Source organism: Faecalitalea cylindroides (assembly GCF_028321995.1).
GTDB classification, from domain to species: domain Bacteria; phylum Bacillota_I; class Bacilli_A; order Erysipelotrichales; family Erysipelotrichaceae; genus Faecalitalea; species Faecalitalea cylindroides.
The window spans coordinates 18,032-42,771 of sequence record NZ_JAQLXG010000013.1 but is presented as its reverse complement, the minus strand read 5'-3'; the positions used below and the strand labels follow the sequence as shown (position 1 = coordinate 42,771).

Annotated in this window: 28 protein-coding genes and 1 other annotated feature; of the genes, 5 read left to right on the top strand and 23 right to left on the bottom strand. The window is 34.9% G+C overall.

Annotation, left to right across the window (positions count from 1 at the left end; all coding sequences use genetic code 11):
- From PND65_RS07660 to truB, 10 genes are read right to left on the bottom strand one after another with little or no spacing between them, the layout of a single operon-like run.
- Complete coding sequence (locus PND65_RS07660) at positions 1 to 720, bottom strand: TlyA family RNA methyltransferase (protein ID WP_271991242.1); 720 nt, start codon at positions 718 to 720, stop codon at positions 1 to 3.
- Entirely contained in the window at positions 713 to 2,566 is a 1,854-nt protein-coding gene (gene dxs / locus PND65_RS07655) for a 1-deoxy-D-xylulose-5-phosphate synthase (protein WP_271991246.1), read from the bottom strand. Before dxs ends, PND65_RS07660 begins: the two co-directional genes overlap by 8 nt.
- 19 nt (positions 2,567 to 2,585) lie before the next feature.
- A complete protein-coding gene (locus tag PND65_RS07650; RefSeq protein WP_271991248.1) occupies positions 2,586 to 3,434 on the bottom strand; it encodes a polyprenyl synthetase family protein in 849 nt (282 codons plus the stop codon).
- Positions 3,418 to 3,636, bottom strand: a complete 219-nt coding sequence (xseB, locus tag PND65_RS07645) for an exodeoxyribonuclease VII small subunit (protein WP_271991250.1) — start codon at positions 3,634 to 3,636, stop codon at positions 3,418 to 3,420. Before xseB ends, PND65_RS07650 begins: the two co-directional genes overlap by 17 nt.
- Positions 3,629 to 4,963: an exodeoxyribonuclease VII large subunit gene (gene xseA / locus PND65_RS07640; RefSeq protein WP_271991252.1), complete on the bottom strand. Its 1,335-nt coding sequence runs from the start codon at positions 4,961 to 4,963 to the stop codon at positions 3,629 to 3,631. Before xseA ends, xseB begins: the two co-directional genes overlap by 8 nt.
- Positions 4,960 to 5,337 carry a transcription antitermination factor NusB gene (gene nusB, locus PND65_RS07635; protein WP_022355866.1) on the bottom strand — a complete coding sequence of 126 codons (378 nt, stop codon included), beginning with the start codon at positions 5,335 to 5,337 and terminating at the stop codon, positions 4,960 to 4,962. Before nusB ends, xseA begins: the two co-directional genes overlap by 4 nt.
- Positions 5,330 to 6,235, bottom strand: a complete 906-nt coding sequence (locus PND65_RS07630; RefSeq protein WP_271991254.1) for a 5'-nucleotidase — start codon at positions 6,233 to 6,235, stop codon at positions 5,330 to 5,332. Before PND65_RS07630 ends, nusB begins: the two co-directional genes overlap by 8 nt.
- Before the next feature lie 46 nt (positions 6,236 to 6,281).
- Entirely contained in the window at positions 6,282 to 6,611 is a 330-nt protein-coding gene (locus PND65_RS07625) for an Asp23/Gls24 family envelope stress response protein (RefSeq protein WP_022355868.1), read from the bottom strand.
- Between the two features lie 45 nt (positions 6,612 to 6,656).
- Positions 6,657 to 7,628 carry a bifunctional riboflavin kinase/FAD synthetase gene (locus PND65_RS07620; protein WP_271991257.1) on the bottom strand — a complete coding sequence of 324 codons (972 nt, stop codon included), beginning with the start codon at positions 7,626 to 7,628 and terminating at the stop codon, positions 6,657 to 6,659.
- Entirely contained in the window at positions 7,628 to 8,446 is an 819-nt protein-coding gene (gene truB, locus PND65_RS07615; RefSeq protein WP_271991260.1) for a tRNA pseudouridine(55) synthase TruB, read from the bottom strand. Before truB ends, PND65_RS07620 begins: the two co-directional genes overlap by 1 nt.
- A 79-nt stretch (positions 8,447 to 8,525) precedes the next feature.
- On the opposite strand from truB, the gene PND65_RS07610 reads away from it, so the two are divergent.
- Positions 8,526 to 9,263, top strand: coding sequence for a tRNA lysidine(34) synthetase (locus PND65_RS07610; RefSeq protein WP_035399969.1), 738 nt, complete (start codon positions 8,526 to 8,528; stop codon positions 9,261 to 9,263).
- Between the two features lie 19 nt (positions 9,264 to 9,282).
- Here PND65_RS07610 and PND65_RS07605 read toward each other — a convergent pair whose 3' ends face one another.
- From PND65_RS07605 to PND65_RS07545, 13 genes are all read right to left on the bottom strand, one after another.
- Entirely contained in the window at positions 9,283 to 9,408 is a 126-nt protein-coding gene (locus PND65_RS07605; protein ID WP_271991262.1) for a hypothetical protein, read from the bottom strand.
- A 272-nt stretch (positions 9,409 to 9,680) separates the two neighbouring features.
- Positions 9,681 to 10,262: an HD domain-containing protein gene (locus PND65_RS07600; RefSeq protein ID WP_035399971.1), complete on the bottom strand. Its 582-nt coding sequence runs from the start codon at positions 10,260 to 10,262 to the stop codon at positions 9,681 to 9,683.
- Between the two features lie 307 nt (positions 10,263 to 10,569).
- Positions 10,570 to 12,309 (bottom strand): aspartate--tRNA ligase, encoded by a 1,740-nt coding sequence (gene aspS / locus PND65_RS07595; RefSeq protein ID WP_195190844.1) that lies wholly within the window; start codon positions 12,307 to 12,309, stop codon positions 10,570 to 10,572.
- A 15-nt stretch (positions 12,310 to 12,324) separates the two neighbouring features.
- Complete coding sequence (hisS, locus tag PND65_RS07590) at positions 12,325 to 13,614, bottom strand: histidine--tRNA ligase (RefSeq protein ID WP_087319256.1); 1,290 nt, start codon at positions 13,612 to 13,614, stop codon at positions 12,325 to 12,327.
- A 39-nt stretch (positions 13,615 to 13,653) separates the two neighbouring features.
- Positions 13,654 to 13,846, bottom strand: a binding site (T-box leader).
- Positions 13,843 to 14,565, bottom strand: a complete 723-nt coding sequence (locus PND65_RS07585) for a YebC/PmpR family DNA-binding transcriptional regulator (protein ID WP_022355882.1) — start codon at positions 14,563 to 14,565, stop codon at positions 13,843 to 13,845. (Overlaps the previous feature by 4 nt.)
- 42 nt (positions 14,566 to 14,607) lie before the next feature.
- Positions 14,608 to 15,564 carry a PhoH family protein gene (locus tag PND65_RS07580; protein WP_022355883.1) on the bottom strand — a complete coding sequence of 319 codons (957 nt, stop codon included), beginning with the start codon at positions 15,562 to 15,564 and terminating at the stop codon, positions 14,608 to 14,610.
- Between the two features lie 47 nt (positions 15,565 to 15,611).
- Positions 15,612 to 15,791, bottom strand: coding sequence for a 30S ribosomal protein S21 (rpsU, locus tag PND65_RS07575; protein ID WP_022355884.1), 180 nt, complete (start codon positions 15,789 to 15,791; stop codon positions 15,612 to 15,614).
- 67 nt (positions 15,792 to 15,858) lie between these two features.
- The gene (locus PND65_RS07570; protein WP_035399978.1) at positions 15,859 to 17,307 is read right to left on the bottom strand and encodes a UDP-N-acetylmuramoyl-L-alanyl-D-glutamate--2,6-diaminopimelate ligase; all 1,449 of its coding nucleotides are present in this window, start codon (positions 17,305 to 17,307) and stop codon (positions 15,859 to 15,861) included.
- 2 nt (positions 17,308 to 17,309) lie between these two features.
- Positions 17,310 to 18,587: a tRNA (N(6)-L-threonylcarbamoyladenosine(37)-C(2))-methylthiotransferase MtaB gene (gene mtaB, locus PND65_RS07565; RefSeq protein WP_239414194.1), complete on the bottom strand. Its 1,278-nt coding sequence runs from the start codon at positions 18,585 to 18,587 to the stop codon at positions 17,310 to 17,312.
- Positions 18,587 to 19,312, bottom strand: a complete 726-nt coding sequence (locus tag PND65_RS07560; protein WP_022355887.1) for an RsmE family RNA methyltransferase — start codon at positions 19,310 to 19,312, stop codon at positions 18,587 to 18,589. The genes mtaB and PND65_RS07560 overlap by 1 nt, the downstream gene beginning before the upstream one ends.
- Entirely contained in the window at positions 19,309 to 20,034 is a 726-nt protein-coding gene (locus PND65_RS07555) for a pseudouridine synthase (protein ID WP_271991265.1), read from the bottom strand. The genes PND65_RS07560 and PND65_RS07555 overlap by 4 nt, the downstream gene beginning before the upstream one ends.
- Before the next feature lie 3 nt (positions 20,035 to 20,037).
- On the bottom strand, positions 20,038 to 20,580 hold the full coding sequence (scpB, locus tag PND65_RS07550; protein ID WP_271991267.1) for an SMC-Scp complex subunit ScpB: 543 nt from the start codon (positions 20,578 to 20,580) through the stop codon (positions 20,038 to 20,040).
- On the bottom strand, positions 20,580 to 21,311 hold the full coding sequence (locus PND65_RS07545; RefSeq protein ID WP_087158463.1) for a segregation and condensation protein A: 732 nt from the start codon (positions 21,309 to 21,311) through the stop codon (positions 20,580 to 20,582). Before PND65_RS07545 ends, scpB begins: the two co-directional genes overlap by 1 nt.
- A 141-nt stretch (positions 21,312 to 21,452) precedes the next feature.
- On the opposite strand from PND65_RS07545, the gene PND65_RS07540 reads away from it, so the two are divergent.
- The 4 genes from PND65_RS07540 to PND65_RS07525 all read left to right on the top strand — a co-directional run bounded on the left by PND65_RS07540 (position 21,453) and on the right by PND65_RS07525 (position 24,735).
- Complete coding sequence (locus PND65_RS07540) at positions 21,453 to 22,175, top strand: N-acetylmuramoyl-L-alanine amidase family protein (RefSeq protein ID WP_271991269.1); 723 nt, start codon at positions 21,453 to 21,455, stop codon at positions 22,173 to 22,175.
- Between the two features lie 72 nt (positions 22,176 to 22,247).
- Positions 22,248 to 22,766: an NUDIX hydrolase gene (locus PND65_RS07535; RefSeq protein WP_271991271.1), complete on the top strand. Its 519-nt coding sequence runs from the start codon at positions 22,248 to 22,250 to the stop codon at positions 22,764 to 22,766.
- A 14-nt stretch (positions 22,767 to 22,780) separates the two neighbouring features.
- Positions 22,781 to 23,971, top strand: coding sequence for an ATP-grasp domain-containing protein (locus PND65_RS07530; RefSeq protein WP_271991273.1), 1,191 nt, complete (start codon positions 22,781 to 22,783; stop codon positions 23,969 to 23,971).
- Positions 23,972 to 23,985: 14 nt separating this feature from the next.
- Positions 23,986 to 24,735, top strand: a complete 750-nt coding sequence (locus PND65_RS07525; protein WP_195375586.1) for an alpha/beta hydrolase — start codon at positions 23,986 to 23,988, stop codon at positions 24,733 to 24,735.
- Positions 24,736 to 24,740: the final 5 nt, after the last annotated feature.

Below are 24,740 nucleotides of genomic sequence, written 5' to 3'. Positions count from 1 at the left end.
TCACCTCACTTCTTTTGCGTATAGTACATATTCTTGATTTCCCTGACGTCCTTTGATAGGACTCTTGATAGTCTGCACTTGACGGAAATAACGCATCATATATCGTTTTAGATCAATGACGATCTGTTCTTCTATTTTTTTGTTTTTTAATACCCCATGTTTATCCAAAGCCTGTGGACCACATTCAAACTGCGGCTTGATCAAAAAGGCAATATGTTTGAAGGAAAGTTTTTCAAACAGTGCTTCTAAGATGGTCTTTGAAGATATAAAGCTTACATCCATGCAGATAAAATCAATATCTTCTTTAAAGTCTTTTGAATCGATATGCCGAGCATTATACCCTTCCATCTTTACTATTCTTTCATCTTTTTCTAGATCTGCATCCAGCTGTAGATGACCAACATCCAGGGCATACACTTTTTTTGCCCCATGATCAAGACAGACTTGCGTAAAGCCACCTGTGCTTGCTCCAATATCCAAAACTACCTGATCTTTAATATCAATCTGGAATGCATTAAAGGCAGCTAATAATTTATAAGCAGCTCTTGATACATATTCTTGTGATATTGGCTCGATATAAACGGTATCGTTTTCAGAAACATCAAAGCCAGGTTTTCGAATCACGATATCATTGACTTTGATTCTTCCCTCTTTGATGGCATCCTGGGCTTTGGTTCGTGTTTTAAAATGATCTTTTAAATAAACATCTAATCTAGTCATTTTCAATGATTTCCTTAAATAAACTTTGTGTATCTATATGTTCCTGGATCCTTAATGTTCGAATAGATCCATGATTGACAAAATGATCCTCGATACCAATGGTGTTCAGAATGTGTTTTTGAGTATTGATATATTCTAGGATCGCACTGGATAGTGATCCAATTTTACAATCGGTTTCATACACATAGATAGGAAGATCATAAGAACATAATTCATCGATCATTATTGTATCAATTGGTTTAAAGAATCGAGCATTGATCACGATCATTGAAATATTATTTTCTTTGGCTTTGTGTATGACATTGTCTACATCATACCCATATGAGATTACGATACAAATTGGCTTATCACCTACATCATAACGTGTCCATGAACCAATCGGAATCAATTCATATTGGTCTACTTTATCGTAATGAACATTTCCACGTGGATATCGTATACAGAATGGTTTCTGGCTGATAAAAGCCGTGTATAAAAGATTTTGAGCTTCTTTGGCATCATGTGGTTGAGATAAGATTAAATTTGGAATACTTCGTAACATAGAAATATCAAATACACCTTGATGCGTATCACCATCATCGCCAACCAATCCAGCGCGATCAATGCCCACTACAACAGGAAGATCCATTCTAGCCATATCATGGTTGATTTGATCATAAGCTCTTTGAAGAAAACTTGAATATACGCTTACAAATGGTTTTAATCCTCCTGCAGCCATTCCGCAAGCCATGGTGATTGCGTGTTGTTCGGCAATTCCACAGTCAAAGAAACGATCGGGATATGCTTTTTCAAAATCTAACAGTTTACTGCCTTGTGCCATGGCTGGCGTGATCGCAACAATATTTTTATCTTTACGGGCAAGATCCATCAAAGTTCTTGATATGACTTCTGACCATGTGAGTTCATCATTTGGCAGTTTCATCAAAGAACGCCCTGTTTCGATATCAAATGGAGAAACACCGTGCCATTTACCTACTTTATCTTTTTCGGCATATGGATAGCCTTTTCCTTTTTTTGTCAAAACATGGACAACGATTGGACCATCATGTTCTTTTGCGGTATTTAATACTTTAATGAGATCAGAAATATTATGGCCATCGACAGGTCCAATATAATCCAGATTAAAATCCTGGAAAAGACCAGCATTGATAATATCGTGCTTTACGATATCACGAACAGATGTCATGGCATTCAAGATCGAAGTACCAACCTTATTTGTTTGAAGATTGGATTTAATATCATGCTTGATTCCACGATAAATCTGACTAGAACGAACAGATGTGATCCTTTGTTCAATACCTCCATGATTTCGAGATATTGACATATTGTTGTCATTAAAGATGATGATCATATTTTTTTGTTTAGATCCGATATCATTTAAAGCTTCCATGGCCATACCACCACTTAAAGCTCCATCTCCAATTAATGCAACGACTTCATAGTTTTCTTTTTTGATATCTCTTGCGATCGCATAACCTAGAGCAGCGGATAAAGAAGTGGATGAGTGCCCGGCTTCCCAACAATCATATATGCTCTCACTGCGTTTTTGATAGCCGCTTAAACCATCTTTTTTTCTTAAAGTAGTAAATTGGCGTGATCTTCCGGTCAAGATCTTATGTGTGTAACATTGATGCCCAACATCAAAGATCAATTTGTCATTAGGTGCATCAAAAACATAGTGCATGGCTATACTTAATTCCACGACACCAAGATTGCTGGATAAATGTCCTCCTGTTTTAGAGATTGAATTGATCAAAAAGGATCGAATATCGTTGGATAATTCGACTAATTGAGGTATGGACATGTTCTTGATTTGTTTTGGCGACTCAATATCATAGATTCGCATACTATCCCTCGTTTCAATATCAATATGTTCGTTTTACTAGATAATCAAAAATCGCTTCTAATTTATCTGTATTGCCATTTAAAGACATAAGGCATTTCTTTAGATCTTCTTGTAATTCTTTTACCATTTCTTTTGCCTTGTTTAAACCAAGGATCGTTACAGCTGTTGTCTTATTATTTTCTTGATCACTGGCCGATTTACCAAGTTCTTCGCTTGTCTTTGTTACATCTAGTATATCATCTTGGATCTGGAATTGTACGCCTAGATCGTAACCGATTTTTTTCATGATTTCGATATCTTCATGTTTATTGGCAATGATAGCTGCACAAACTAATGGTAGTGTCAATAATTTTGCGGTCTTATACTCATCTATCTTTAAAAGTGTATCCAATGTTGCATGAGGATCATTTTCCGATTGAATATCTAACTCCTGGCCATAAATCATGCCATCAATTCCACTGTAACTAGATAAAGCTTCAACAAGCTTAACTTTATTGGTATCTGAACAAGGTGTTCTTAAGACAACCTCAAATGCTTTTGTCAATAAGCCATCCCCTGCCAATATAGCGCAGGCTTCATCATAGGCTTTATGACAACTTGGTTTGCCTCTACGAAAATCATCATTATCCATTGCCGGTAAATCATCATGGATCAAAGAATACGTATGAATCATTTCAATGGCACAAGCGCAGGCAAAACCATCTTTTGGATCCATACCATAATGTTGTAAAGCCGCAAATAAAAGCTGAGGACGAACGCGCTTTCCACCATTCATCAAAGAATAACACATAGCTTCTTTGGTTCTGGATGGAAGTTTTTCTAAAACCGTTTCTTTTAAATAGGTTTCAAATTCATTGGTTTGATTCATCGTCATTCTCCTTGGCAACCATTAGCTGATCCATTTTCTTTTCAAATTCTTTTAACTGTTTCTCACATTGTTTGCTTAAGGCAAGACCTTCTTCAAAATATTTCATAGCTTCTTCAAGTTCTAGGGAAGAATTATTTAACAAGGCAACGATCTCATCTAAGCGATTCATCGCATCTTGAAACTTCATCTTTTTTTCAGCCATTTTGTTTCTCCTTTTTTATTATTTTTGATGTGATGGTTCCATCGGATAGTCTTGTAAAGATCATATCACCTTCATTGACTTCGTTAACAGAACGAATCACATGTTCATTGTTATTTGTAATGGAATATCCACGAGTTAAAACTTTTAGTGGTGAATACGCATCTAAAAGACCTTCATTTTCTTTTAGATGTTTTTTGACGACCATGTGATATAGTTCAATCGCATGGATCATTTCTTTATGTTTATCTTCACGATAATGGGATGCATTGATCAATTTTTGATCGAATGCGTGATACATAGATTTTTTTAACTCTTCAATTAAATTTTGCTGATTAGAAAACATTTCTTTGTGTTTATCTAAACGACTTTCTAAGTTTTCCAAGGCAAGTTGTTTCTGTTTTATCCACAGCTTAGGATCCTGCATATATGGATTGGCACTAATATTTAAATATCGAGTTTGATTGACATCTAAGATATGCCGCATCTGATTGATCAAAAGATCTTGTTTATTTTGAATCTCATTTAGAACATCATATTGATCATTTGTCACCCATTGAGCAGCGGCTGTTGGGGTTACACTTCTATGATCACTGACTAGATCACATAGCGTTGTATCTACTTCATGCCCTACCCCACTGACTATATACGTTTTTGCGTTATAGATTGTTTTAACCAATTCTACATCGTTGAAACAAAAGAGATCTTCAAAGCTTCCCCCACCTCGTACGATCAGTATCGCATCGTGATCATTTTGATCGGCTTTCTTTAACTGTTTGATCAATGATGCAGGTGCAAAGCTTCCTTGTACATATGCTGGATATAAGGTTACTTTCAACATTGGCCAACGTCTTTGTATCGTTGACATGACATCATGAAGAGCAGCTCCTTCTTTAGCTGTGATCAATCCAATATTTTCGATAAAATCCGGTTTGATGGTTTTGTGAGAATCTTCAAAATATCCTTGTTTAAAAAGCATTTCTTTACGCTTTTCAAATTCAAGGAAGAGTTCTCCCATGCCATCCTGTTTGATCGTTCTTACATATAATTGAAGATTTCCTCTTTGTTCATAAACATTTAAAGATCCTTTGACCAAGACTTTCATTCCTTCTTCCAAAGAAAAAGTAAGTTTATTTACATAGCTGGAAAACATGACACAGCTTAATTCAGCATAATTGTCTTTGATGGAAAAGTAGTAATGTCCTGAACGATGTTTGGTCAAGTTACTGACTTCACCCTGGATCCAAACTTTATGTACTTCAATATTGGATACGATCGTCTTGATTCTGGAAACGACCGCACTGATAGGTACGATCATATCTTGGCTCATAGTTGATCGATTACTCCATTTAATAGTTTATACGCATCTTCATCACAGTATTTTTTGGCTAAGGTAACGGCTTCATTGATTACGATAGCTTTTGGAGTTTCATTTACCAAAATCTCTTGAAAGGCAATCAAAAGGATCGTTTGTTCCAAGATGCTTAAACGATCAAACGACCAGTCTTTACGTAATAATGGATTGATCATATCAATATATTTCTCTTTATTTTCTGCAGTTCCAATTGTTAAGCTATATAGATACCCATCAATTTCATTACAGCCATCCATACATTCATAAACGCATTTGCGAATGTCTTTATCCAACAATAAATGTTGATAAATTGATTTCATTGCGATAATTCGTTGTTCGTGTCTATTCATGTGGTTTCTCTCCTTTTTTATATGGTACTCTTGCGCTCGGCACGACTTGACTGGCCGGTAGTGCATGAACATCTTGATCATCAAAGAATATATTAGCTCCAAAGCATTCTAAAACATCTGCTTTGTTTGCGCCTTGAAGGAAGAATACTTCATCAACGACGATATTCCATTTTCGCAGTGTTTTGATCACGCGAATACCGGCATCTTTATCTCTAGCGGTTACAATGGCTGTTCTTAATAGATTTTGATCTTTACAATTTTTTTGTAAGGATGCCAGGCTGAACAAAAATTTAGCCATTGGTCCTTTGTGTAATGCTTCATCTTGTTTTTGTTCTTCGTTTTTCACAAAGGCTTCCAACCCTTTTTTTTGATATATTTTTTCGCTCTCGGAACTGAATAGTACTGCATCAGCATCAAAGGCAATACGAATTTGATCATTTGGGAATTTGTACATCGTATTTGTATTGTAGATCAAACCAGCAGGAAAACCGGCATTGATCGCATTGGATACATCATTTTCATTGCAGGATAAAAATAAATCAACACCAAAAGCTTTTAGATATCTTGATATGTCTTCTCCACCGCTCATGACCATTCGTCCGATATCAAAACCATAATGTTTTAAAGAATTGATGATACGCAATGAGGTTTCAGCTGAATTACGAGACATCACGATTACTTCAACGAGTTTTTTTGAAGTTTTCTCATTGATGTTTAATAAATTTTTAACCAATCCAAAGCCGGCACCAGGCTTTAAAATATCGTCTTCATGTTGAATTTGATATTCCCGATATGCATCTAAACCTTGTGTTTCAAAGATTTTATTAGCTTCTTCAAGATCAAACAAGGCTCTGCTTGAGATGCCAACAACTAAATAGTTATCAAAAGATACGGCCATACTCTCCTCCTTTCAAGCTTTAAAAAAAGGAAATCCGAAAGATTTCCTAAAAAATAAATCCTACAACCTCGATTTCAATTGAATCTGGTGTATGTTCAGTCATATAAGAAATGCTTTCAAAGATCTTGTTTTGAAGGTTTGCACAAACATCAGATACGTTTGCCTTATAACTAACTTTAACTGGAACAGTTAAGGTTAACTGGTTATCATCGATTTTGGTTACGATACCACCTTTGAAAGGTTTATTTCCTTCTACCAGTTTCACGTTTTCATCTTCTTCGATCACATTTAATGCGATTGAAGAAAATACGCTTTTATTTAAATTGATATTTCCATATTTGTTTTTTGGTTCTAGTACGATATATTCTTTTGCCATAACTTCACCTTCATTTCTAATATCTATTATAACAAACTTAATGCGTTACATAAAGAGCTTTTTATCCCATGTTTTAGCGGTATTCTTAACTACTTCATTCGATGATGTCATTATGTTTTGTGTTGTTTTGATATCAGACACCAGCTGATCTTTAAGCTCGTCTATATTTTTAAATTTCATTTCATCACGAATCTTTTTATAGAAATAAAAACGTACTTCTTTTTCGTATAAATCTTGATCAAAATTTAGAATATGCGCTTCAATGGTTTGTATTTCATTTTCAAAAGTTGGATTCTTTCCAATATTGATCATGGCATAGTACAAAGTATCATCTACACTTACACAACCGGCATAGACACCTGTATTCGGTATTACATATTCTTCATCCACAAGCAGGTTTGCGGTTGGAATATTCAATAATGTCGATCCCCTTTTGAATCCATGAACGATCTTACCATGAATGGAGTATATATAACCAGTCATATAATTGGCGTCGTAAACATTTCCTTCAAGGATCATAGGTTCTATTCTTGACGAAGAAATCTTTTTATTATCCTCGTTTATGCTGTCAACAACTACAACATCAAATAAGTTTTGTTTCTTCAATGTTTCTACATTTCCTGCATTTTTACAGCCATATCGAAAATCAAAGCCGCAGACAAGTGTATCGATGTTCATCTGATGCAGTACATCATGAAATTGGTCGGCACTTAAAGCTGCAAAATCCTTTGTGAATGTCAGTATATAAAAATTTTGAGCACCCAATGATTTGGAAACCTGGATCTTATCAGATAAAGACATTAGATGGTACAACTTCATTTCCGGCTTAAAAATATGCCATGGATCTGGATCAAATGTAATAATAGAAACATCAATATTCTTCTTTTGGGCAATCTCTATAGCTTGTTTTACAAGCTGTTGATGACCTTTATGAAATCCATCAAAATAGCCGATACAGGCCACGGTTTTATTAAATACAGGCGGTATATGTTTATGATTGATACGGATGATGTTCATTACCATAACCCCCTTTTGCTTTTGTAAATCCCGTTTCCTATATTTTCATAAATAGCCACAGGTTCGTTATTTTCTGTGATGCAGACAAGTGGTTCATCTTGATTTAAATGAATCTGCTTGCCTTGATATACTTCAAGAATAGACTCATATTCAACAAAAGGTAAATGATCTAAAACCATAGAAACAGGATACAAAACAGGCTCATCTTCAATTTTTTGGGCCATATCGATAGTAAATCGTCCAACAGCTGTTCGTTGTAATGATTTCATACAGCCACCATTGTTTGTTTTTAGAGCTAGATCACGACAAATGGAACGAACATAGGTACCACTTGAACAATGAACCTCAAAGGATAGATCGTCCTTGTTGATCGAATGAATCGAATAAATCTCTATATCTTGATAGACAGGTTCAATATCAATATTCTCTCTTTGATAATCCATCAATTTTTTTCCTTTAATTTTTTTTGCTGAAGTCATCGGAACCTGCTGAGACTGTTTTCCTAAAAAAGATCGTAATACTTCGTCAAAATCAAAATCTAAGTTTATATTTTTTTGTTGGGTTATTTCTCCATGAATATCATCGGTCGTAGTAAAATATCCTAACTGAATGGAAGATACATATTTTTTATCTGTATCATTTAAAAACTGTAAAGCTTTGCATGCTTTACCACAAAGTACGACAAGAACTCCAGTTGCATCTGGATCTAAAGTTCCTGTATGTCCAAATTTTTTCTGGTTATATTTTCTTCTAAGCTTATTGATAACATCATGACTGGTCATGCCAGCCGGCTTGTTGATCACTAGAATTCCATCCATTTAAATCACCTTACTTATTTTACTGACTTTTATTTTTCTTCGCAACACTTTATAATAGTCAAATGAAAGTAGGGATAAAATGAAACTTCAGCCAATTTTAAGAGGTATACGTAATGCTGATAGAGATTATAAATTGATCGAACCAGGTGATTCGATTGCCGTAGCTTTAAGCGGTGGTAAAGATAGTATGGTGCTTTTTTTAGCTTTAAGCATGTATCAAAAATTTCAAGGACAAGATTTCAAATTATATGGAATCCATGTAGATGTAGGATTTGAAGAATTCGAACATGAAACCATGAAGAATTTTGCCAAAGAACATAATCTAGAATTGTATATTCAAAAAACTCAGATCTATGACATCTTAAAAAAGAAAACAAATAACTCGGGTAAAATACAATGTTCTTTATGTTCTCAGTTTAAAAAAGGAGTTATCTTTGATAAAGCAAGAGAATTAGGATGTAATAAAATTGCTTTAGGACATCATGGGGATGATGCTATTGAAACACTATTTTTAAATATGATCCATGGTTCAAAGATAGCAACATTTTTACCAAAACAATATATGTCAAGAATGGATATGACCATGATTCGACCATTGGTGTATTTACGCGAAAAAGATATTATTCGAGCTTGCGAACGTAATAACATTCCTGCGGTAAAACGCGTTTGTCCTAATGATGGATTTACCCAAAGAGAAGACATTAAACAAAAACTATACAAGTTTTATGAAGAATATCCAGAAGCAGAAGACAATTTCTTAAGAGCTCTTTATAACGAAAAACAAGTGAGTTTATGGCAAAAAGAAGACACGATCTAGAAATTGTGTCTTCTTTTTTTTAGCTTATTTGATAATAGCGGCTTCCAATCAATAATCCTAGACTATAAATAATATTCCATATAGGACTTACGAGCGCAAGAAATGCTGCTCCATCCAGTCCTTGATATTGGCCAACTATTGCCATATCCACTACTCTTTCAATCAATGAAAAAAATGCACTGCCAAATATTTTAAATACATCGATTTGACCTTATCATTTAAAAAATCAACATTCTCTTTTCCAAATAACATGGCTTTACTTAAAGGTAAAAAGAAAAAAACTGGATAAGTAAACAGGTATCTCAACCTGTAGCCTTATCCAGTCAATCATTTCTTCTAAATGATTTGCCCTCCAAGCAAGCAAAACAATTGTAAAAAACATTAATGTGAATGCCCATATTCACTTGATAGAATCACTTATTCTTTTCCATCCACAAAATACGTAGCTTCCATATCCGCTGTGCTTAGCGCAAACGCTAAAGGAAAATGTTCAAATGTATATCCAACATTACGAGCGGGATCCTCATTGGAAAATCCCATGTGATAACGAATGGCAAATGCCTCTTCCCGAGTGAGTTTCATAAAAGGTGAAATCATATAAACGCTTTTTTCTCCATGTCCATATGGCATTTCATCTTCAAACTCATAATATGGAACTTGCTGCCATTCCCCATTTACTTTTTTGTTGCGATAGCTTGTCTTATAAACGTTGATCTTACATACATCATGCAACAAAGCAACCAAGGCAATTGTTTCATCATCGTAATCCATGCCATACATATCTTTTACGCGATTTCTTGATAGATAATCCTTTAGACAATGATATACATTGATACTATGTTCAACCAAGCCTTCCGGATATGATCCATGAAAACGTGTGCTTGCAGGAGCTGTAAAGAAATCAGATTTATTCGAACATAAATAATCTAAAAAATCCTTTGCCCCATCGCGTTTAATATACGTTTGATAAATTTCAATAAATTCTGTTTTTTTGCTCATAATTGTATCTCCACTTACCAGTATTATAACCGAAAATGAACATAATAAAAACCCAGGAACAGGCGATCTTCCCCTGTATGTACAGGTGGGTGACCTGTTCTATGCATTAGGATCCCCACTCGTAGCGGGTCTTCAACACAACAGAGAAACGTCCGGTCTCCCTTATCTCGCGTGTAGGAAAATGTATAAGCTCCTGGGCAATTTCATAATACCTGACTATAAATAATATTACAAGTCTTGACATTTTATAAGTTTTTGAAACACCGTATTTATAATAAAAAAGCATGCCGTTTGGCATGCTAAAACGTTATTTTTTGATTTCAATATGTAATTCTTCCAACTGAGCTGGATCTACAGGTGTAGGTGCTTTTGACATTGGACATTTCGCATTGGCATTTTTAGGGAATGCAATAACATCACGAATGGAATCGGATTCGCTTAAGATCATCGCAATACGATCTAGTCCGAATGCCAATCCACCATGAGGCGGAGTTCCATATTGGAAGGCATCAATAAAGAATCCAAACTTATTACGGATTTCTTCTTCGCTCATACCTAAAATTTCAAAGATTTTTTCCTGTAAATCATTATCATAGATACGAAGACTTCCGCCACCAAGTTCATAACCATTTAAAATAATGTCATATGCATTGGCTTTTACTTTGGCAATGTCTGTATCTAGTAATGGGATATCTTCTTCTTTTGGTTGTGTAAATGGATGGTGGCAGGCAACATAACGCTGTTGTTCTTCGCTCCATTCAAACATTGGGAAATCTGTTACCCATAAGAATGAGAATTCATCTTTTTTCTTTAAACCAAGTTTATAACCAATCTCATTACGTAAAGCCCCTAATACATTACATGTCTTGGTCCATTGATCACTTACGATAAATAAAACATCCTTATCTTTTAAAGATAAAGTATCGTAAAGAGCTTTTACTTCATCTTCGCTTAAGAACTTACGAGCTGAACCGGTTAACTCATTGTCCTGAGCCTTTAAGACAACCAATCCCTTTGCCCCGTTTTTCTTTGCCAATTCAGTATATTTATCAATTTCTTTTCGTGTTATTGAAGAGAAGTTATCAATCACGATTGTTTTGATTACGCCGCCATTGTCGATACAGTCTTTAAACACTTTGAATTCGCTGTTTTTAAAGATTTCTGTAATGTCTTGAAGTTCATAGCCAAAACGATTGTCTGGTTTATCCGAACCATAACGATTCATAGCTTCTTCATAGCTTAGACGAAGGAAAGGTGCTTGAATATCAATTCCTTTAACTTCTTTCATTAATTTGACCATCATTTCTTCCATCATGGTTTGGATTTCTACTTCACTTAAGAAGCTTGTTTCAATATCAACCTGAGTAAAATCAGTTTGACGATCCGCTCTTAGATCTTCATCTCTAAAACAACGAGCAAATTGATAATATCTTTCAAATCCGGCAATCATTAATAACTGTTTATAAAGCTGAGGTGATTGAGGAAGTGCATAAAAAGATCCTGGATGAACACGACTTGGCACTAGATAGTCTCTAGCTCCTTCTGGTGTGCTTTTACCTAACATAGGTGTTTCAATTTCAATAAAATCATTATTATCTAAATACTCACGCATGCTGCGAGTGATCTTATGACGCATGATTAATTTGTTTTGCATCACTGGACGACGAAGATCCAAGTAGCGATACTGAAGACGAGTGTCTTCTAAAGCATCTGTTTCATCCGCAATGATCAATGGTGTTGTTTTAGCTTTATTGATAATCTCAAACTTTTCAACTTTAACTTCAATTTCACCTGTTTTTAGATCTGGATTGGCATCTTTTCTTTGAAGTACGATTCCAGATACAGATAATACATATTCATTGCGGACATCTTTTAATGCCTCACTCATACTTTCATCAAATACAAGCTGGCAGATTCCAGAGCGATCTCTAAGATCGATAAACACAAGTTGTCCAAAGTTTCTTTTTTTGGCAACCCATCCTACTAGCTCTACATGTTCATTTACATTTTCTAAACGTAAATCTCCATTATGATGTGTTCTATTCATAAATCGTTTCTCCTTTTAATGATCATGTTCTTCCATTAAGATATGATCCAATGTTTCTATCATATCTTTCATATCAACCGTTGTCTGTTCTTTTTTCTTAAGATCTTTGATCGTTACCTGGTTGTTTTCAACTTCTGTATTTCCAATCAAGATTGCAACTTTTGCCTTTGCTCGATCGACAGCTTTAAATTGGGCTTTAAAACTTCTTTGTAACATATCCATATCGCTTCGATACCCATACGCTCTTAATTCAGTCACGATTTGTAACGCTTTGCTTCTAGCTTCCGAATCTAAACACATAACATAGGCATCTAAAGCCGGTTTGGTTTCTAAAGCTACACCTTCTGCTTCTAAAGCCAGTAAAATACGTTCAATTCCTAGAGCCCAGCCGATACCACTCATACCATCTGGTCCGCCAAAGTAAGAAATCAATCCATCATATCGTCCACCAGCTAATACTGTTGACTGCGCTCCCATTTCTTTATTGATGGAAACGATCTCAAATACAGTGTGTGTGTAATAATCTAAACCACGAACCAAATTGTCATCAATTTCATATGGAATATTTAATTCATCTAAAAGAGATAATACAGTTTCAAAATATTCCTTAGATCCTTCATTTAAATAATCTTTCATGCTCGGTGCATTTTTCATGAATTCTTTATCATGATCGATCTTGCAGTCAAGAATACGTAAAGGATTTTGTTCATAACGACGCTTACAGTCTGAACAAAGATCATCTAAATGTGGTTTAAAATATTCTTTCAATGCAGCTCTATAGCTTGCTCTACTTTCATCATCACCTAAGGTGTTGATCGTTACTTTGATATCGTTTAAACCTAAAGCTTTCAAAATAGAAAAAGCTAATGTAATACATTCAACATCTGTATAAGGGGATTTATTTCCTAAACATTCGACACCAAACTGATTAAAGATACGAAGTCTTCCCTTTTGTGGTCTTTCGTGACGATGCATCGGCCCCATATAATACAATTTGACAGGTAAATCCGGATTTGCATACATCTTATTTTCTACAAAGCTACGAATAACACCAGCTGTACCTTCTGGTCTAAGGGTCAGTGAAGTTGAACTGTTTTCAAGTTGGAATGTGTACATTTCTTTATTGACCATATCACTGGAGTCATTCTCTCTTTTGAATACATTTGTGTGTTCAAAAATTGGTGTTCGAATCTCATCATAGTTGTATAAGTAACAAAATTCACGAAAAATACGTTCTAGTTGCTGCCACTTATACGATTGATCACCATAAACATCTTGTGTTCCTCTTGGAATCTGATACGCCATACTTTGCCTCCTTTTTTTAATAAATAAAAAAACGCCCTATATAAGGACGTTTTGAACGCGGTACCACCTTATTTTATGCTTGTTAGCATACTCTCTAGTCTTAACGCGACGTACGATCGAATTTTTTGTTCGATTCCTCCAAAGTGTCCAGAAATAAATTTATATAGTACTTTCACCAGCCGTACATTCTCTACGATATGCGTTTATTTCAATTCTTCTTCAATGGATTTATGCATTTTCGACGTTGTGATATACGTTTTGAACATCGTCAACATCATCTAATAATGTTAATAAACGTTTGAATAATTCCAAATCTTCTCCTTCAAGAGTCACTGTTTCATTTGGAACCATCTTATCTTCTAATACTTCAAATTTCACATCTGGGATCAAGTTTTCAACCACTGTTTTCGCATCATCTAATTGTGTTGGTTCAACAGTAATTGTCATATATCCTTCTTCGATCTCAATATCATGTAAATCGATATCTGCTTCGATCATGGCATCCATCATCGCTTCTTCATCTTCATATTGAATAACGATAACGCCTAAGTGTTCATATCCAAAAGATACAGAACCTCCAACACCAAGTTTAGAATGCGATTTGTTGAAGCAGGCACGAAGGTTTGCAATTGTACGATTTGCATTGTCAGTTAAACAGTCAATGATGATCGTTGAACCTGCGCCTTGTCCGAACCCTTCATAACGAGCACTTGAATAGCTTTCATCAGCTGAACTTTTTGCTTTTTCAATAGCACGTTTAATAACGTCAGCCGGAACGTTATTTGCTTTTGCTCGTTCAATTGCTTTTTTTAATGTCTGGTTCATATCTGGATCTGGATCACCATTCTTTGCGGCAACCAAGATCTCTTTAGAATATCTTGAATAAACTTTTGCTTTTGCATTAGCAGTCTTAGCCATTGCAGCGGCACGCACTTCAAAGTGTCTTCCCATATAATTTCACCTTCCAAATTCCTACCTAGTATACATTAAGATTCACGAATTTTCAATCTCTGAATAACGTTCGATGATTTTTTGTACCAAAGGATGGCGAATAACATCGTTGGCATGTAAATTCGTGATGGCAATTCCATGAATTCCTTTTAGTATTTTTGTAGCCTGCATCAGACCACTGTCTTCTTTTCGAATCAAGTCAATCTGTGTCACATCTCCATTGATCACAAGCTGTGTGTTTTTACCCATACGAGTTAAAAACATTTTCATTTGCGCTTTTGTCGTATTTTGCGCTTCATCTAAGATGACGATCGCATCATTTAATGTTCGTCCTCGCATAAAAGCTAAAGGAGCAATTTCAATTACCTGCTTCTCTAAATATTTCTCTACTGTTTCTTGTCCTAACATATCATACAAGGCATCATATAAAGGTCTTAAATATGGATCTACTTTCTCTTTCATATCACCTGGTAAAAAACCTAAAGATTCTCCAGCTTCTACAGCCGGACGAGTCAAAATGATCCTTTGTTTCTTTTCCTGACGCAAGCATTGAACGGCATATGCTACCGCAAGATATGTTTTACCTGTCCCGGCAACGCCTGTTGAAAAAACAATGTCGTTTTTACGCAGAGCATCGCAAAGAATAGCCTGCCCCAGTGTTTTAGGATAAATCAATTTTCCTGATCGGGTCTTTCCTATTGGTCGTAATTGATCCACATGAAAATCCTTTAATTTGTTCTCTTTTGCCAAAGTACAAAGATAACTTACATCCTGTGAATGAAGCTTTCGTTGCGTATCAATCAACTCAAAGCATTTTTGTATAACGAGAACAATAGATTCAGTGTTTTCATTTTCTTCTATCTTGATTTCATGAGAACGAATTAAAAGCTTTGTTTTAAAATGTTTCTCTATGATTTCTAAATTAGAATCTTCAAAACCTGTAAAGATCTGCACTTCATCCAAAGTGCGATCCAAGAGATCAAAAGAATAGTAATTCAAATAAGTTCCTCCTTATAAGAAAAAAATCTGCATAAAATGCAGATTCATTATTTTCCTCTACGAGCTTTACGTGCTGCTTCAGATTTCAATTTTCTACGTACACCTGGTTTAACGTAAAATTCTCTTTTGCGCGCCTCAGCAAGGGTGCCATTACGAGATACCTGACGTTTGAATCTTCTTAAAGCGTCATCCAATTGTTCGTTTTCTTTAACAACTACTTTTGGCATAAACAAACCTCCCTTCCCGAGTTAAGCAAGATGATTATATATCAAAATACTAAAAAATTCAAGACTTTTATGCTGCTTGATTCGTGTATTTTTCAATACATTCCTTAACCGCAACATTATCACCGATCCAAGGAGCCCTTCCATTCTCTCGATAGATAAAAGATTCGTCTCCTTTTCCTAATAGAAGGATCGCATCGCCTTCATTGGCATTTTCTACAGCTTGACGTATGGCTTCATAACGATCCTCAATAAAGATGTTTTGTGTGGATTTAATTCCCTCTTTGATTTGATCGGCAATTTCTTTTGGATCTTCATCACGAGGATCGTCTTCAGTTAAGATGATCAAATCGCAATATTGATCTGCAATTTCACCAAATACTTTACGTTTGGCAATATCTCGTTTACCGGCCGAACCAAAGACCGCAATCAATTTTTTATCTTTACAGATTTGGCGTCCAAACTGCATGATCTTTTCCATACCATCAGGCGTATGTGCAAAATCAACGACAACATGATAAGGTTGTCCTAGATCTATTTGTTCTAGACGTCCATCAATTTGAGGAAGATGTTCGCACTGATCAATAATTTCCTGTAAATCCATTCCCGTTTCATGTAAAGCGGCAATGCTGGCAAGAAGATTATAAATATTATATGTCGCAACCAGATTGGTTTTAACTTTATAAGTCTTTCCTCCATAAACAAGATCAAAGCGAGAATAGTGTGAATCAATCACAACATTGATAGCACGATAATCACATTCACGATCAATTCCATAAGAAATAACTTTAGCTCTTGAAATACTTCTTAGATCTTCATATTTTTCATCATCAACATTTAAAATCGATACTCCATCTTGTTTTACAAGATTTTTAAACAAAAGACTTTTTGCCTCAAAATAGTTATCCAATGTTCCATGAAAATCTAGATGATCATAAGTAAAATTGGTAAAGATGGCGACATCAAATTTGATTGCATCAACACGATGCTGCGCAAGGCCATGAGAACTTACTTCCAAAGCACAGGCTTTCATCCCTTTTTGGACCATATCAGACATCGTTTTGTGCAATACTAATGGATCTGGTGTTGTCAAATCGGGAGCTAATTTGACATTTCCATATTCGATGGAAATTGTTCCGATATATCCGCAAGGTTCAATCGTATTACGAATATTTCGGATGATGTTCGATATAGTACTTTTTCCATTTGTACCTGTTACACCATACATTAGCATTTTATCAGCCGGTTTTGAATAAAACAGGCGTGCACATTGGTTCATCGCGTCTATAACATCATCAACACGAATATAAACGGCACCACTTTTCATTTCTTCAAGTTTTTTGGAATGGACTATACATTTAGCTCCATTTTCTAAAGCCTGATTGATAAAATCATGTCCATCGTGTGTTATGCCTGGTAAACAAAAGTAGATATTTCCTGGTTTTACTTTTCTTGAATCCGAACATAAGCCGGTAATATTAACAGTTGGAGCATTTTTAAATAACTTGCTTAAGCGCATAATTAAGCCTTCTTTCTAACAATATATGTTCCATTCTCTATTGTATCCCATGAAGTCAAGATACGTCCAGATAGTATTGTATCACTTTCTATGCGAGCAGGGTGATATTGATTTGTATAGCCAAAATATGTATTCCCTTCATTGCGTTCGATCAATACCGTAATATTTGGATAACGCTCCATGTCTTTTTGGCGCAATTCTTTAGAAAGTTCTAATAATTTGGATGTTCTTTCCTTTTGAATCGTACCATGTACTTCCCCTTTCATACTGGCCGCTTTGGTTCCATCTCTTTTAGAGTATGGGAAAACATGCAGGAATGAAAACTCAATTTCTTTGAGATTTTGATAGGTTGTTTCAAATTCTTCATCACTTTCCATGACAAAGCCTGTAATAACATCGGTTGAAATTGAAATATCAGGAATTTGGCTTCGAATTTTAGAGATTCTATTTTTAAACTCTTCAATCGTATATGGTCGATTCATTCTTTGTAGTGTTTCGTCACATGCAGATTGAACCGGAATATGCAGGTGATGACAAATTCTTGGTTCTTTTAAGATCAATTCAATTAGTTCATCACTGACTTCAGTGATTTCGATGCTAGAAATTCGAAAGTAAACATTTTGTGTATTTTCTAGTAACAACTTCAACAAGCAGGCAAGATCAATATCGTTATCTTTATAACGTCCAGTATGAATTCCTGTAAGCACGATTTCCTGATGACCTTTTTCTTCCAGTTCTTTTGCGATCTTAATAACTTCATCGCTTGAAAGAGAGCGTTCTCTTCCTCGTGCAAAAGGAATTGCACAATAGCTGCAGAATTGATTACAGCCATCCTGAACCTTTAAAAAGGCTCTTTCCATATTCTCAAAACAATGAATTGGCATGGCTTCAAAGTCAAAATATTGATCAATTGGTTTTACTTGATCCATCTTATGTTTTTCATGAATCAATTCATCAATCAAAGGTACAATCTTGTTTTTATCCTTTGCACCGATTATTAAATCGGCTTCTAAAGCCTTTCTTTGTTTTTCATCAATAAATTGTACATAACAACCAACTAGTACGATCAATGCATTTGAATTGTTTTTCTTCGCATGATGTATTTTCTGTCTAGATTTAGAAGCTGCTGTATTGGTGACCGTACAAGTATTTATGATACAGATATCACAAGGGTCATCTTTTCCAACTTCTATGTATCCAGCTTTTTTTAAACTTTCTGCATAGTATTGAGATTCATATGTATTTACTTTACAGCCAAGAGTTTCTATGTGAAATCGCATTAGTTCTCCTTTCCACAATGAGTTTGATATTCGATGCAGGATAAGATATAGCAGGCAGCTGTTTCGGCTCTTAAGATATTTTTCCCTAATGAACAAGATGAAAAATGATCATTTTTTAATTTTTCTATCTCTTTTTCATCGAATCCGCCTTCAGGGCCAATGCATATTGTAATCGATTCAGGATCTTTTTCTAAATAAGCTGCCAGATGCTTTGAAGGATCATCTTCTTTCTCATAGGCAACTAGATTGCATTCGCTTTGAAAGTCTTTAAGTGTTTCTATTTTTTGAATTGGTGTTAGTTCAACAAGATCATTTCGATTGCATTGTTTACAGCTGGCAAGAATGATGGAAGACCAACGTTCCAACTTCTTTTGTTGCTTCTTTTCATCCAGCTGAACAACTGAATATCTCGATTCAAAAGGGACGATCCTTGTAACTCCTAATTCACAGGCTTTTTGTAACATCCATTCGAATTTATCTTGTTTGATCAATGAACAACAAAGTGTGATATGCTGCGCTTTTTGTTCGACCGTCATTTTATCAAAGAGATAAATATAAGGCTTTTGTTGCACACGTGCTAAAAACACCTGCGATGTATTTGTTACAACACGAATCGTCTCTTTATCAGATGTTCGAAGAACATCAAAAAGATGATGAGCTTCCTTTTCATTCAACATGATTTTTTGATTTACATTTGCATCGGTTTCTATAAAGACTTGTTTCATTGTTTTCCTTCCTGAGCTGCAAGCTTTAACTGTTTAACTTCATATGGTTTCAAACGACGATATTCACCTGGTTTCAAATCATTTACTTCAATAGATCCAAAGCGTACACGATGCAGTTTTCGAACTTGATGACCAAGGGCTTCCATCATATTTTTGACCTGGTGATTCTTCCCTTCCATGATCGTCAATTCAAAGATCGTACGATCGCGGGTAACATCATTGGATATAACTTTAACTTTAGCTGGTTGAAAATCTCCAATATTGGTTTTTAGACCTTTTCTTAAAAGACGAATATCATCCTGAGTCAAGGTCCCTTGAAGATTTACCACATATGTTTTTGGTAAGTGATATCGAGGATGGATCATCTGGTTACAGAAATCTCCATCATTGGTCAATAATAAGACACCACTTGTATCATAGTCTAAACGCCCAACAGTATACACTCTTTGTGGAACATCTAAATAATCAAGAACGGTTCTGCGATCTCGATCATCGTTGCTGGAACAAATGCATCCCTTTGGTTTATTGATAACATAATATACTTTATCTTCAAACTCTAAGAGTTTGCCATCTACTTCGATTTCATCGTTTCCTGAGACTTTCGTACCTAAGGTCGTGCATAGTTCTCCATTTACATATACTTTTCCTTCCAGTATCAACTCTTCAGCTTTTCTTCTTGAACAAATACCGGAACGTGCTATAACTTTTTGTAATCTTTCCATATTCTACTCCTCGAATAATTCTTCATCATCACTTCGCTGTTTAGGAAGCTGTGGTAATTCTTTTAGTGTTTCCAATTGAAAGGCATCTAAAAATTCATCTGTAACAGCATACAACAATGGTTTTCCTACCACATCCAGGCGATCTTTGGCCTCGATTAAATTACGGGCTTGAAGTTTTTTTAACATCATTTCGCAATTAACACCGCGTATTTCTTCAATTTCTACACGTGTAATAGGTTGTTTGTAGGCAATAATGGCCAAAGTTTCAAGAGCAGCCTGTGATAAGGATACCTGCTTGAATTGTTCAAATAATCTTTGGGCATAAGGATAAATGCATTCTTTTGTCACAAATTTAAATCTAGAAGCATATTCAACAAGCTCAAAACCATGATGTATATCAGAATATTCTTCTTTCAACTTCTGTATATTTGATAGGATTGCTTCCTTATCATCGACTTGAAGGCTTTCCATGATTTGTTCAATGCTTAAACCTTCATCACCGCTTAAGAATATCAATCCTTCAATGATTGCCTTTTGATTATCCATTATTCAATCCCTCTTTTCACATAGATATGATCTTCTGAGTCAATCGTAAAATCTAACCATTTTTGATGGATCAAATCAAGAATGGATAAAAAAGTCACGATAACCATATGCAGTGAAGAACAATCATCACATAATGTTTCAAATAATATCATATCATTTGAATCTTTTAATCTTTCTTTGATCTGTTCAAGTCTTTCTTCTACGGAAAGTTCTTTGATCGTTACCTTGGTCTCATATGGTTTCAATAAGATCATGCGTTGCAAAACACGATTCATCGCTTTTAATAATTCATATGGACTTTGGTTTTCCAATGTATCACTTTCAATGGGAATTGACCATTGTTCGACTAGAGGTGATACAGGTCTTGTGAAATGTTTTTGACGATTTTCGTAATCGATCCTTAACTTTTCACTGATTTCTTTATACTTCTGATATTCGACCAATCGAGCTACCAGTTTTGTTCTTTGGTCTTCTTCATATTCTTCTTCGACCTGAACTTCTTCTCTTGGTAAAAGTTTCTTTGATTTATATTCAATCAAACTTGCTAATTCGCTCAAATACTCACTGGCAATTTCTAGATGAAGATCTTTCATTTGATGAATGAACTCAATATATTGCGTTGTCAATACATTCATATCCAAATCAAAAAGATCCAGTTTATTTTCTTTGATTAAGTGCAGCATCAGATCCAATGGACCTTCAAACTGATCGATCGTAACAGTAAACTTCATAAAAATCACCTATAATAGTATATCAGATATAATCTAGCCGTTAAAGCGAAAATGATTGAATGTCGAGAATGGATTTTCACGTTTTTTACTACTGTTTTAAACCTTTCTATGTTACTATATATCCACATAAGGGGGGTAAATATGAAAAGAGCTTTTGTCTATTTTCTTATCGCAATATTCTTATTATTGGTTGTACAGCCTAATATCCAAACAAGTGATGTAGACAAAAATAATCGTGTGCCTACCAATACAACCAATTCAATCACTACAAATGAAAATGCCGATATTCCTCAATCCGAATCAAAAGCTACAATTTGTATTGACCCTGCAAATGGAGGAACGGACACAGGTTATGTTGTTGATGAAAATACTAGTGAAAAAGATATCAACCTTACCATAAGTTTAAAGATTGGCGAAGCACTTCAAAAGGCCGGTTACAATGTTGTCTATACTCGAACCGATGACAACTTTGAAACTTATTCCAGTGAAGATGACTCCACAAAAGCAAGAATCAATCTGGCAATTGATCAAAACGCAGATTATTTTATCAGTGTTCAAATGAACAATGATGAAGACCGATTGACAAAGGGATATTCCCTATTTACACAATCAAATGAAGATATGATCAACCTTGCACAAGCAATATCTGAGAAATTGAATAATTTAAGTTATTCAACATTTGGTGGATTGGATAGTGATCATTATGCCAACTTTCCTATCCTGCAAGATCGAGATCTTCCTTCAGTTTTATTAGAACTTGGTTATTTAACGAATGCAGATGATCTAACAAATCTTACAGATGAAAGTTTTCAAAATAAAATAGCCTATGCAATTGCCGAAGCTTTTGTTGAAACGATCAACTAAAGCTTCTTTTTTTATAAAAACCTTTCCTAATGAAGTGGAAATTGATATAATCATGAAAAGGAATGAAAAGAAATGAAAGAGAAAGAAAATATTATTTATAAAGGAAAAATATTTGATTTAATTCAAAAAGATGTCGTAATCAACGATAAGATTTATCAACGTGATATTATTCGCCATCCAGGTGGCGTTGGTGTTCTGGTTACAAAAGAGGGTAAGATATTGTTTGTTAAACAATTTCGTCATGCGATCAATAAGGAAACTTTAGAAATTCCTGCCGGAAAACTTGAATACGGTGAAGATCCTAAAACTTGTGGAATGCGTGAGTTAAATGAAGAGGCATATCTAGAATGTGAAGAATTACAATTAATTACTTCCATTGTCAGCACGCCTGGTTTCTGTGATGAGCGTATATGGATCTATGAAGCTATTCATCCAAAGCTCACAACTTATCATTTAACACAAGATGAAGATGAAAACATTGATTTAGTTTGGCTGAATGTCAATGAAGCATATCAAATGATCTTGGATCAAAAAATTGACGATGCTAAAACAATCATAGCTATACAGTATGCGTTTATAAATAGAAAGTAGAGGATAAAAAGATTATGAATTTTGTTTTTATTTCACCCAATTATCCAGAAAATTACTGGTTATTTTGTAGAGGATTAAAAAAATACGGAGCCACAGTACTTGCTATTGTTGATACTCCATACGATTCATTAAAAGATGAGCTTAAAGCTAATATTGATGAATGTTATGTCGTATCAAGTTTCAATGACTACGAACAAATGGTAAAAGCAGTTGGATATTTTACCTTTAAATATGGAAAGATTGACTGGATTGAATCCAATAATGAAGCTTGGCTTACTTTGGATGCGAAATTACGTGATGATTTTAACGTCAAGACTGGCTTTGATTTTAAAACGATCAATGAATATCAATCAAAATCAGCCATGAAAAAATACTATGCTAAAGCGAATATTCCTACAGCTCGATATACACTTGTTGATTCATTGGAAAATGCATTAAATTTTGCACATGAAGTTGGATATCCTCTTGTATTAAAACCAGACCATGGTGTTGGCGCCAGCTTTACATATACGATTAATTGCGATGAAGACCTTAATACATATTATAAACAGACTTTGAATCAACAAATGATCTTAGAAGAATATGTAGATGGTGAAGTATTCACATTAGATGGCGTTTGTGATCAAAACGGTGATATTCGATATATAAACTCTCTAGAATATGTTGGCAATTGTATGGATAGTGTTCTTTACCAACAAAGCATTGGTGCCTATACTGCTTTTTCAATCAAGGATGAATATAAAAATGTTGTACAGGAAACCATTCATGCTTTTCAATTGAAAAACCGATTCTTCCATTGTGAATTTTTTAGATTAAATAAAGCTAAAAAAGGATTAGGAAAAAAAGGAGCCATCATTGGCTTAGAAGTCAATTTTAGACCACCTGGAGGATTTGCCCCAGATTTAATGAATTATGCCGGAAACATTGACGTATATGAGATCTGGGCAAAAGTTTTACTAACTCAGGACGGATATTTTGATTTAAAAGAGCGAAAATCGTCTGGTTTTGCAGGCCGAAGAGATTCTATTAATTATAAATATACGGTTGAAGAGATTGAAACAATGTACAAGAAAAATCTTATTGAGACAAAATATCTTCCACCAGCTTATGCCGCAACAATGGGAAACTGTACAATTATAGCTAGATTTGATACTCTTAAAGAGCGAGAAGACTTCTATAGAGATGCGCTTGCCATAGCTGAATAGAAAGGATCTTTAAATTGATATTAAAATTTGATTTATATATGTCTAGATTGCATCAGGAACGTACAATTCATATGTATCTTCCAGATGATTATTTAGTTACAAAAAAAAGATATCCTGTTCTTTATATGTTCGATGGTCACAATCTATTTAATGATGAAGATGCAACATATGGAAAGTCCTGGAATCTAGAACAACAGATTCGCTGGAATCATAAAGAACTTATTGTTGTTGGACAAGAATGTTCACATGATGGTAATGCCCGTCTAGATGAATATGGTCCCTGGCCCTTTGCAGACGAAAACTTTGGAATTTTTGAAGGTAAAGGAGAAGCGACTATGCACTTCTTTGTCGAAGAGTTAAAGCCTTACATTGACCATCATTTCCCTACTTTGCCAGATCGAGATCATACGTGGATCGGAGGCAGCAGTTGTGGTGGACTCATGGCTTATTTTGCAGGTGTATTCTATAGCCATATTTATTCTAAATCACTTGTTATTTCTCCATATTTTCAACCAGTAGAAGAATATTTATATTGGGATACAGAAAGGGCTTATGTTCATGATGGCAGTTGCATGTATATGTCATGGGGAGCTTTAGAAGGTGGGAAACATTCGTTTATTCGTGAAACAAAGATTTGCACAGAACTAGCTAATAAATTGATCAATAAAGGTGTTTATATTCAATTTAATGTAAAGCCAGAAGGCAGACACAGAGAAAGTGACTGGGAAAAGGAAGCATCTACCTTCCTAAATTTCCTGCTTTGATAAAA

What these genes read in the sequence shown, in the direction of transcription:
- PND65_RS07660 (WP_271991242.1), bottom strand. Translation starts at nt 720, where the DNA reads ATGACTAGATTAGATGTTTATTTAAAAGATCATTTTAAAACACGAACC.
- dxs (WP_271991246.1), bottom strand. Translation starts at nt 2,566, where the DNA reads ATGCGAATCTATGATATTGAGTCGCCAAAACAAATCAAGAACATGTCC.
- PND65_RS07650 (WP_271991248.1), bottom strand. Translation starts at nt 3,434, where the DNA reads ATGAATCAAACCAATGAATTTGAAACCTATTTAAAAGAAACGGTTTTA.
- xseB (WP_271991250.1), bottom strand. Translation starts at nt 3,636, where the DNA reads ATGGCTGAAAAAAAGATGAAGTTTCAAGATGCGATGAATCGCTTAGAT.
- xseA (WP_271991252.1), bottom strand. Translation starts at nt 4,963, where the DNA reads ATGAGCCAAGATATGATCGTACCTATCAGTGCGGTCGTTTCCAGAATC.
- nusB (WP_022355866.1), bottom strand. Translation starts at nt 5,337, where the DNA reads ATGAATAGACACGAACAACGAATTATCGCAATGAAATCAATTTATCAA.
- PND65_RS07630 (WP_271991254.1), bottom strand. Translation starts at nt 6,235, where the DNA reads ATGGCCGTATCTTTTGATAACTATTTAGTTGTTGGCATCTCAAGCAGA.
- PND65_RS07625 (WP_022355868.1), bottom strand. Translation starts at nt 6,611, where the DNA reads ATGGCAAAAGAATATATCGTACTAGAACCAAAAAACAAATATGGAAAT.
- PND65_RS07620 (WP_271991257.1), bottom strand. Translation starts at nt 7,628, where the DNA reads ATGAACATCATCCGTATCAATCATAAACATATACCGCCTGTATTTAAT.
- truB (WP_271991260.1), bottom strand. Translation starts at nt 8,446, where the DNA reads ATGGATGGAATTCTAGTGATCAACAAGCCGGCTGGCATGACCAGTCAT.
- PND65_RS07610 (WP_035399969.1), top strand. Translation starts at nt 8,526, where the DNA reads ATGAAACTTCAGCCAATTTTAAGAGGTATACGTAATGCTGATAGAGAT.
- PND65_RS07605 (WP_271991262.1), bottom strand. Translation starts at nt 9,408, where the DNA reads ATGGCAATAGTTGGCCAATATCAAGGACTGGATGGAGCAGCATTTCTT.
- PND65_RS07600 (WP_035399971.1), bottom strand. Translation starts at nt 10,262, where the DNA reads ATGAGCAAAAAAACAGAATTTATTGAAATTTATCAAACGTATATTAAA.
- aspS (WP_195190844.1), bottom strand. Translation starts at nt 12,309, where the DNA reads ATGAATAGAACACATCATAATGGAGATTTACGTTTAGAAAATGTAAAT.
- hisS (WP_087319256.1), bottom strand. Translation starts at nt 13,614, where the DNA reads ATGGCGTATCAGATTCCAAGAGGAACACAAGATGTTTATGGTGATCAA.
- PND65_RS07585 (WP_022355882.1), bottom strand. Translation starts at nt 14,565, where the DNA reads ATGGGAAGACACTTTGAAGTGCGTGCCGCTGCAATGGCTAAGACTGCT.
- rpsU (WP_022355884.1), bottom strand. Translation starts at nt 15,791, where the DNA reads ATGCCAAAAGTAGTTGTTAAAGAAAACGAACAATTGGATGACGCTTTA.
- PND65_RS07570 (WP_035399978.1), bottom strand. Translation starts at nt 17,307, where the DNA reads ATGCGCTTAAGCAAGTTATTTAAAAATGCTCCAACTGTTAATATTACC.
- mtaB (WP_239414194.1), bottom strand. Translation starts at nt 18,587, where the DNA reads ATGCGATTTCACATAGAAACTCTTGGCTGTAAAGTAAATACATATGAA.
- PND65_RS07560 (WP_022355887.1), bottom strand. Translation starts at nt 19,312, where the DNA reads ATGAAACAAGTCTTTATAGAAACCGATGCAAATGTAAATCAAAAAATC.
- PND65_RS07555 (WP_271991265.1), bottom strand. Translation starts at nt 20,034, where the DNA reads ATGGAAAGATTACAAAAAGTTATAGCACGTTCCGGTATTTGTTCAAGA.
- scpB (WP_271991267.1), bottom strand. Translation starts at nt 20,580, where the DNA reads ATGGATAATCAAAAGGCAATCATTGAAGGATTGATATTCTTAAGCGGT.
- PND65_RS07545 (WP_087158463.1), bottom strand. Translation starts at nt 21,311, where the DNA reads ATGAAGTTTACTGTTACGATCGATCAGTTTGAAGGTCCATTGGATCTG.
- PND65_RS07540 (WP_271991269.1), top strand. Translation starts at nt 21,453, where the DNA reads ATGAAAAGAGCTTTTGTCTATTTTCTTATCGCAATATTCTTATTATTG.
- PND65_RS07535 (WP_271991271.1), top strand. Translation starts at nt 22,248, where the DNA reads ATGAAAGAGAAAGAAAATATTATTTATAAAGGAAAAATATTTGATTTA.
- PND65_RS07530 (WP_271991273.1), top strand. Translation starts at nt 22,781, where the DNA reads ATGAATTTTGTTTTTATTTCACCCAATTATCCAGAAAATTACTGGTTA.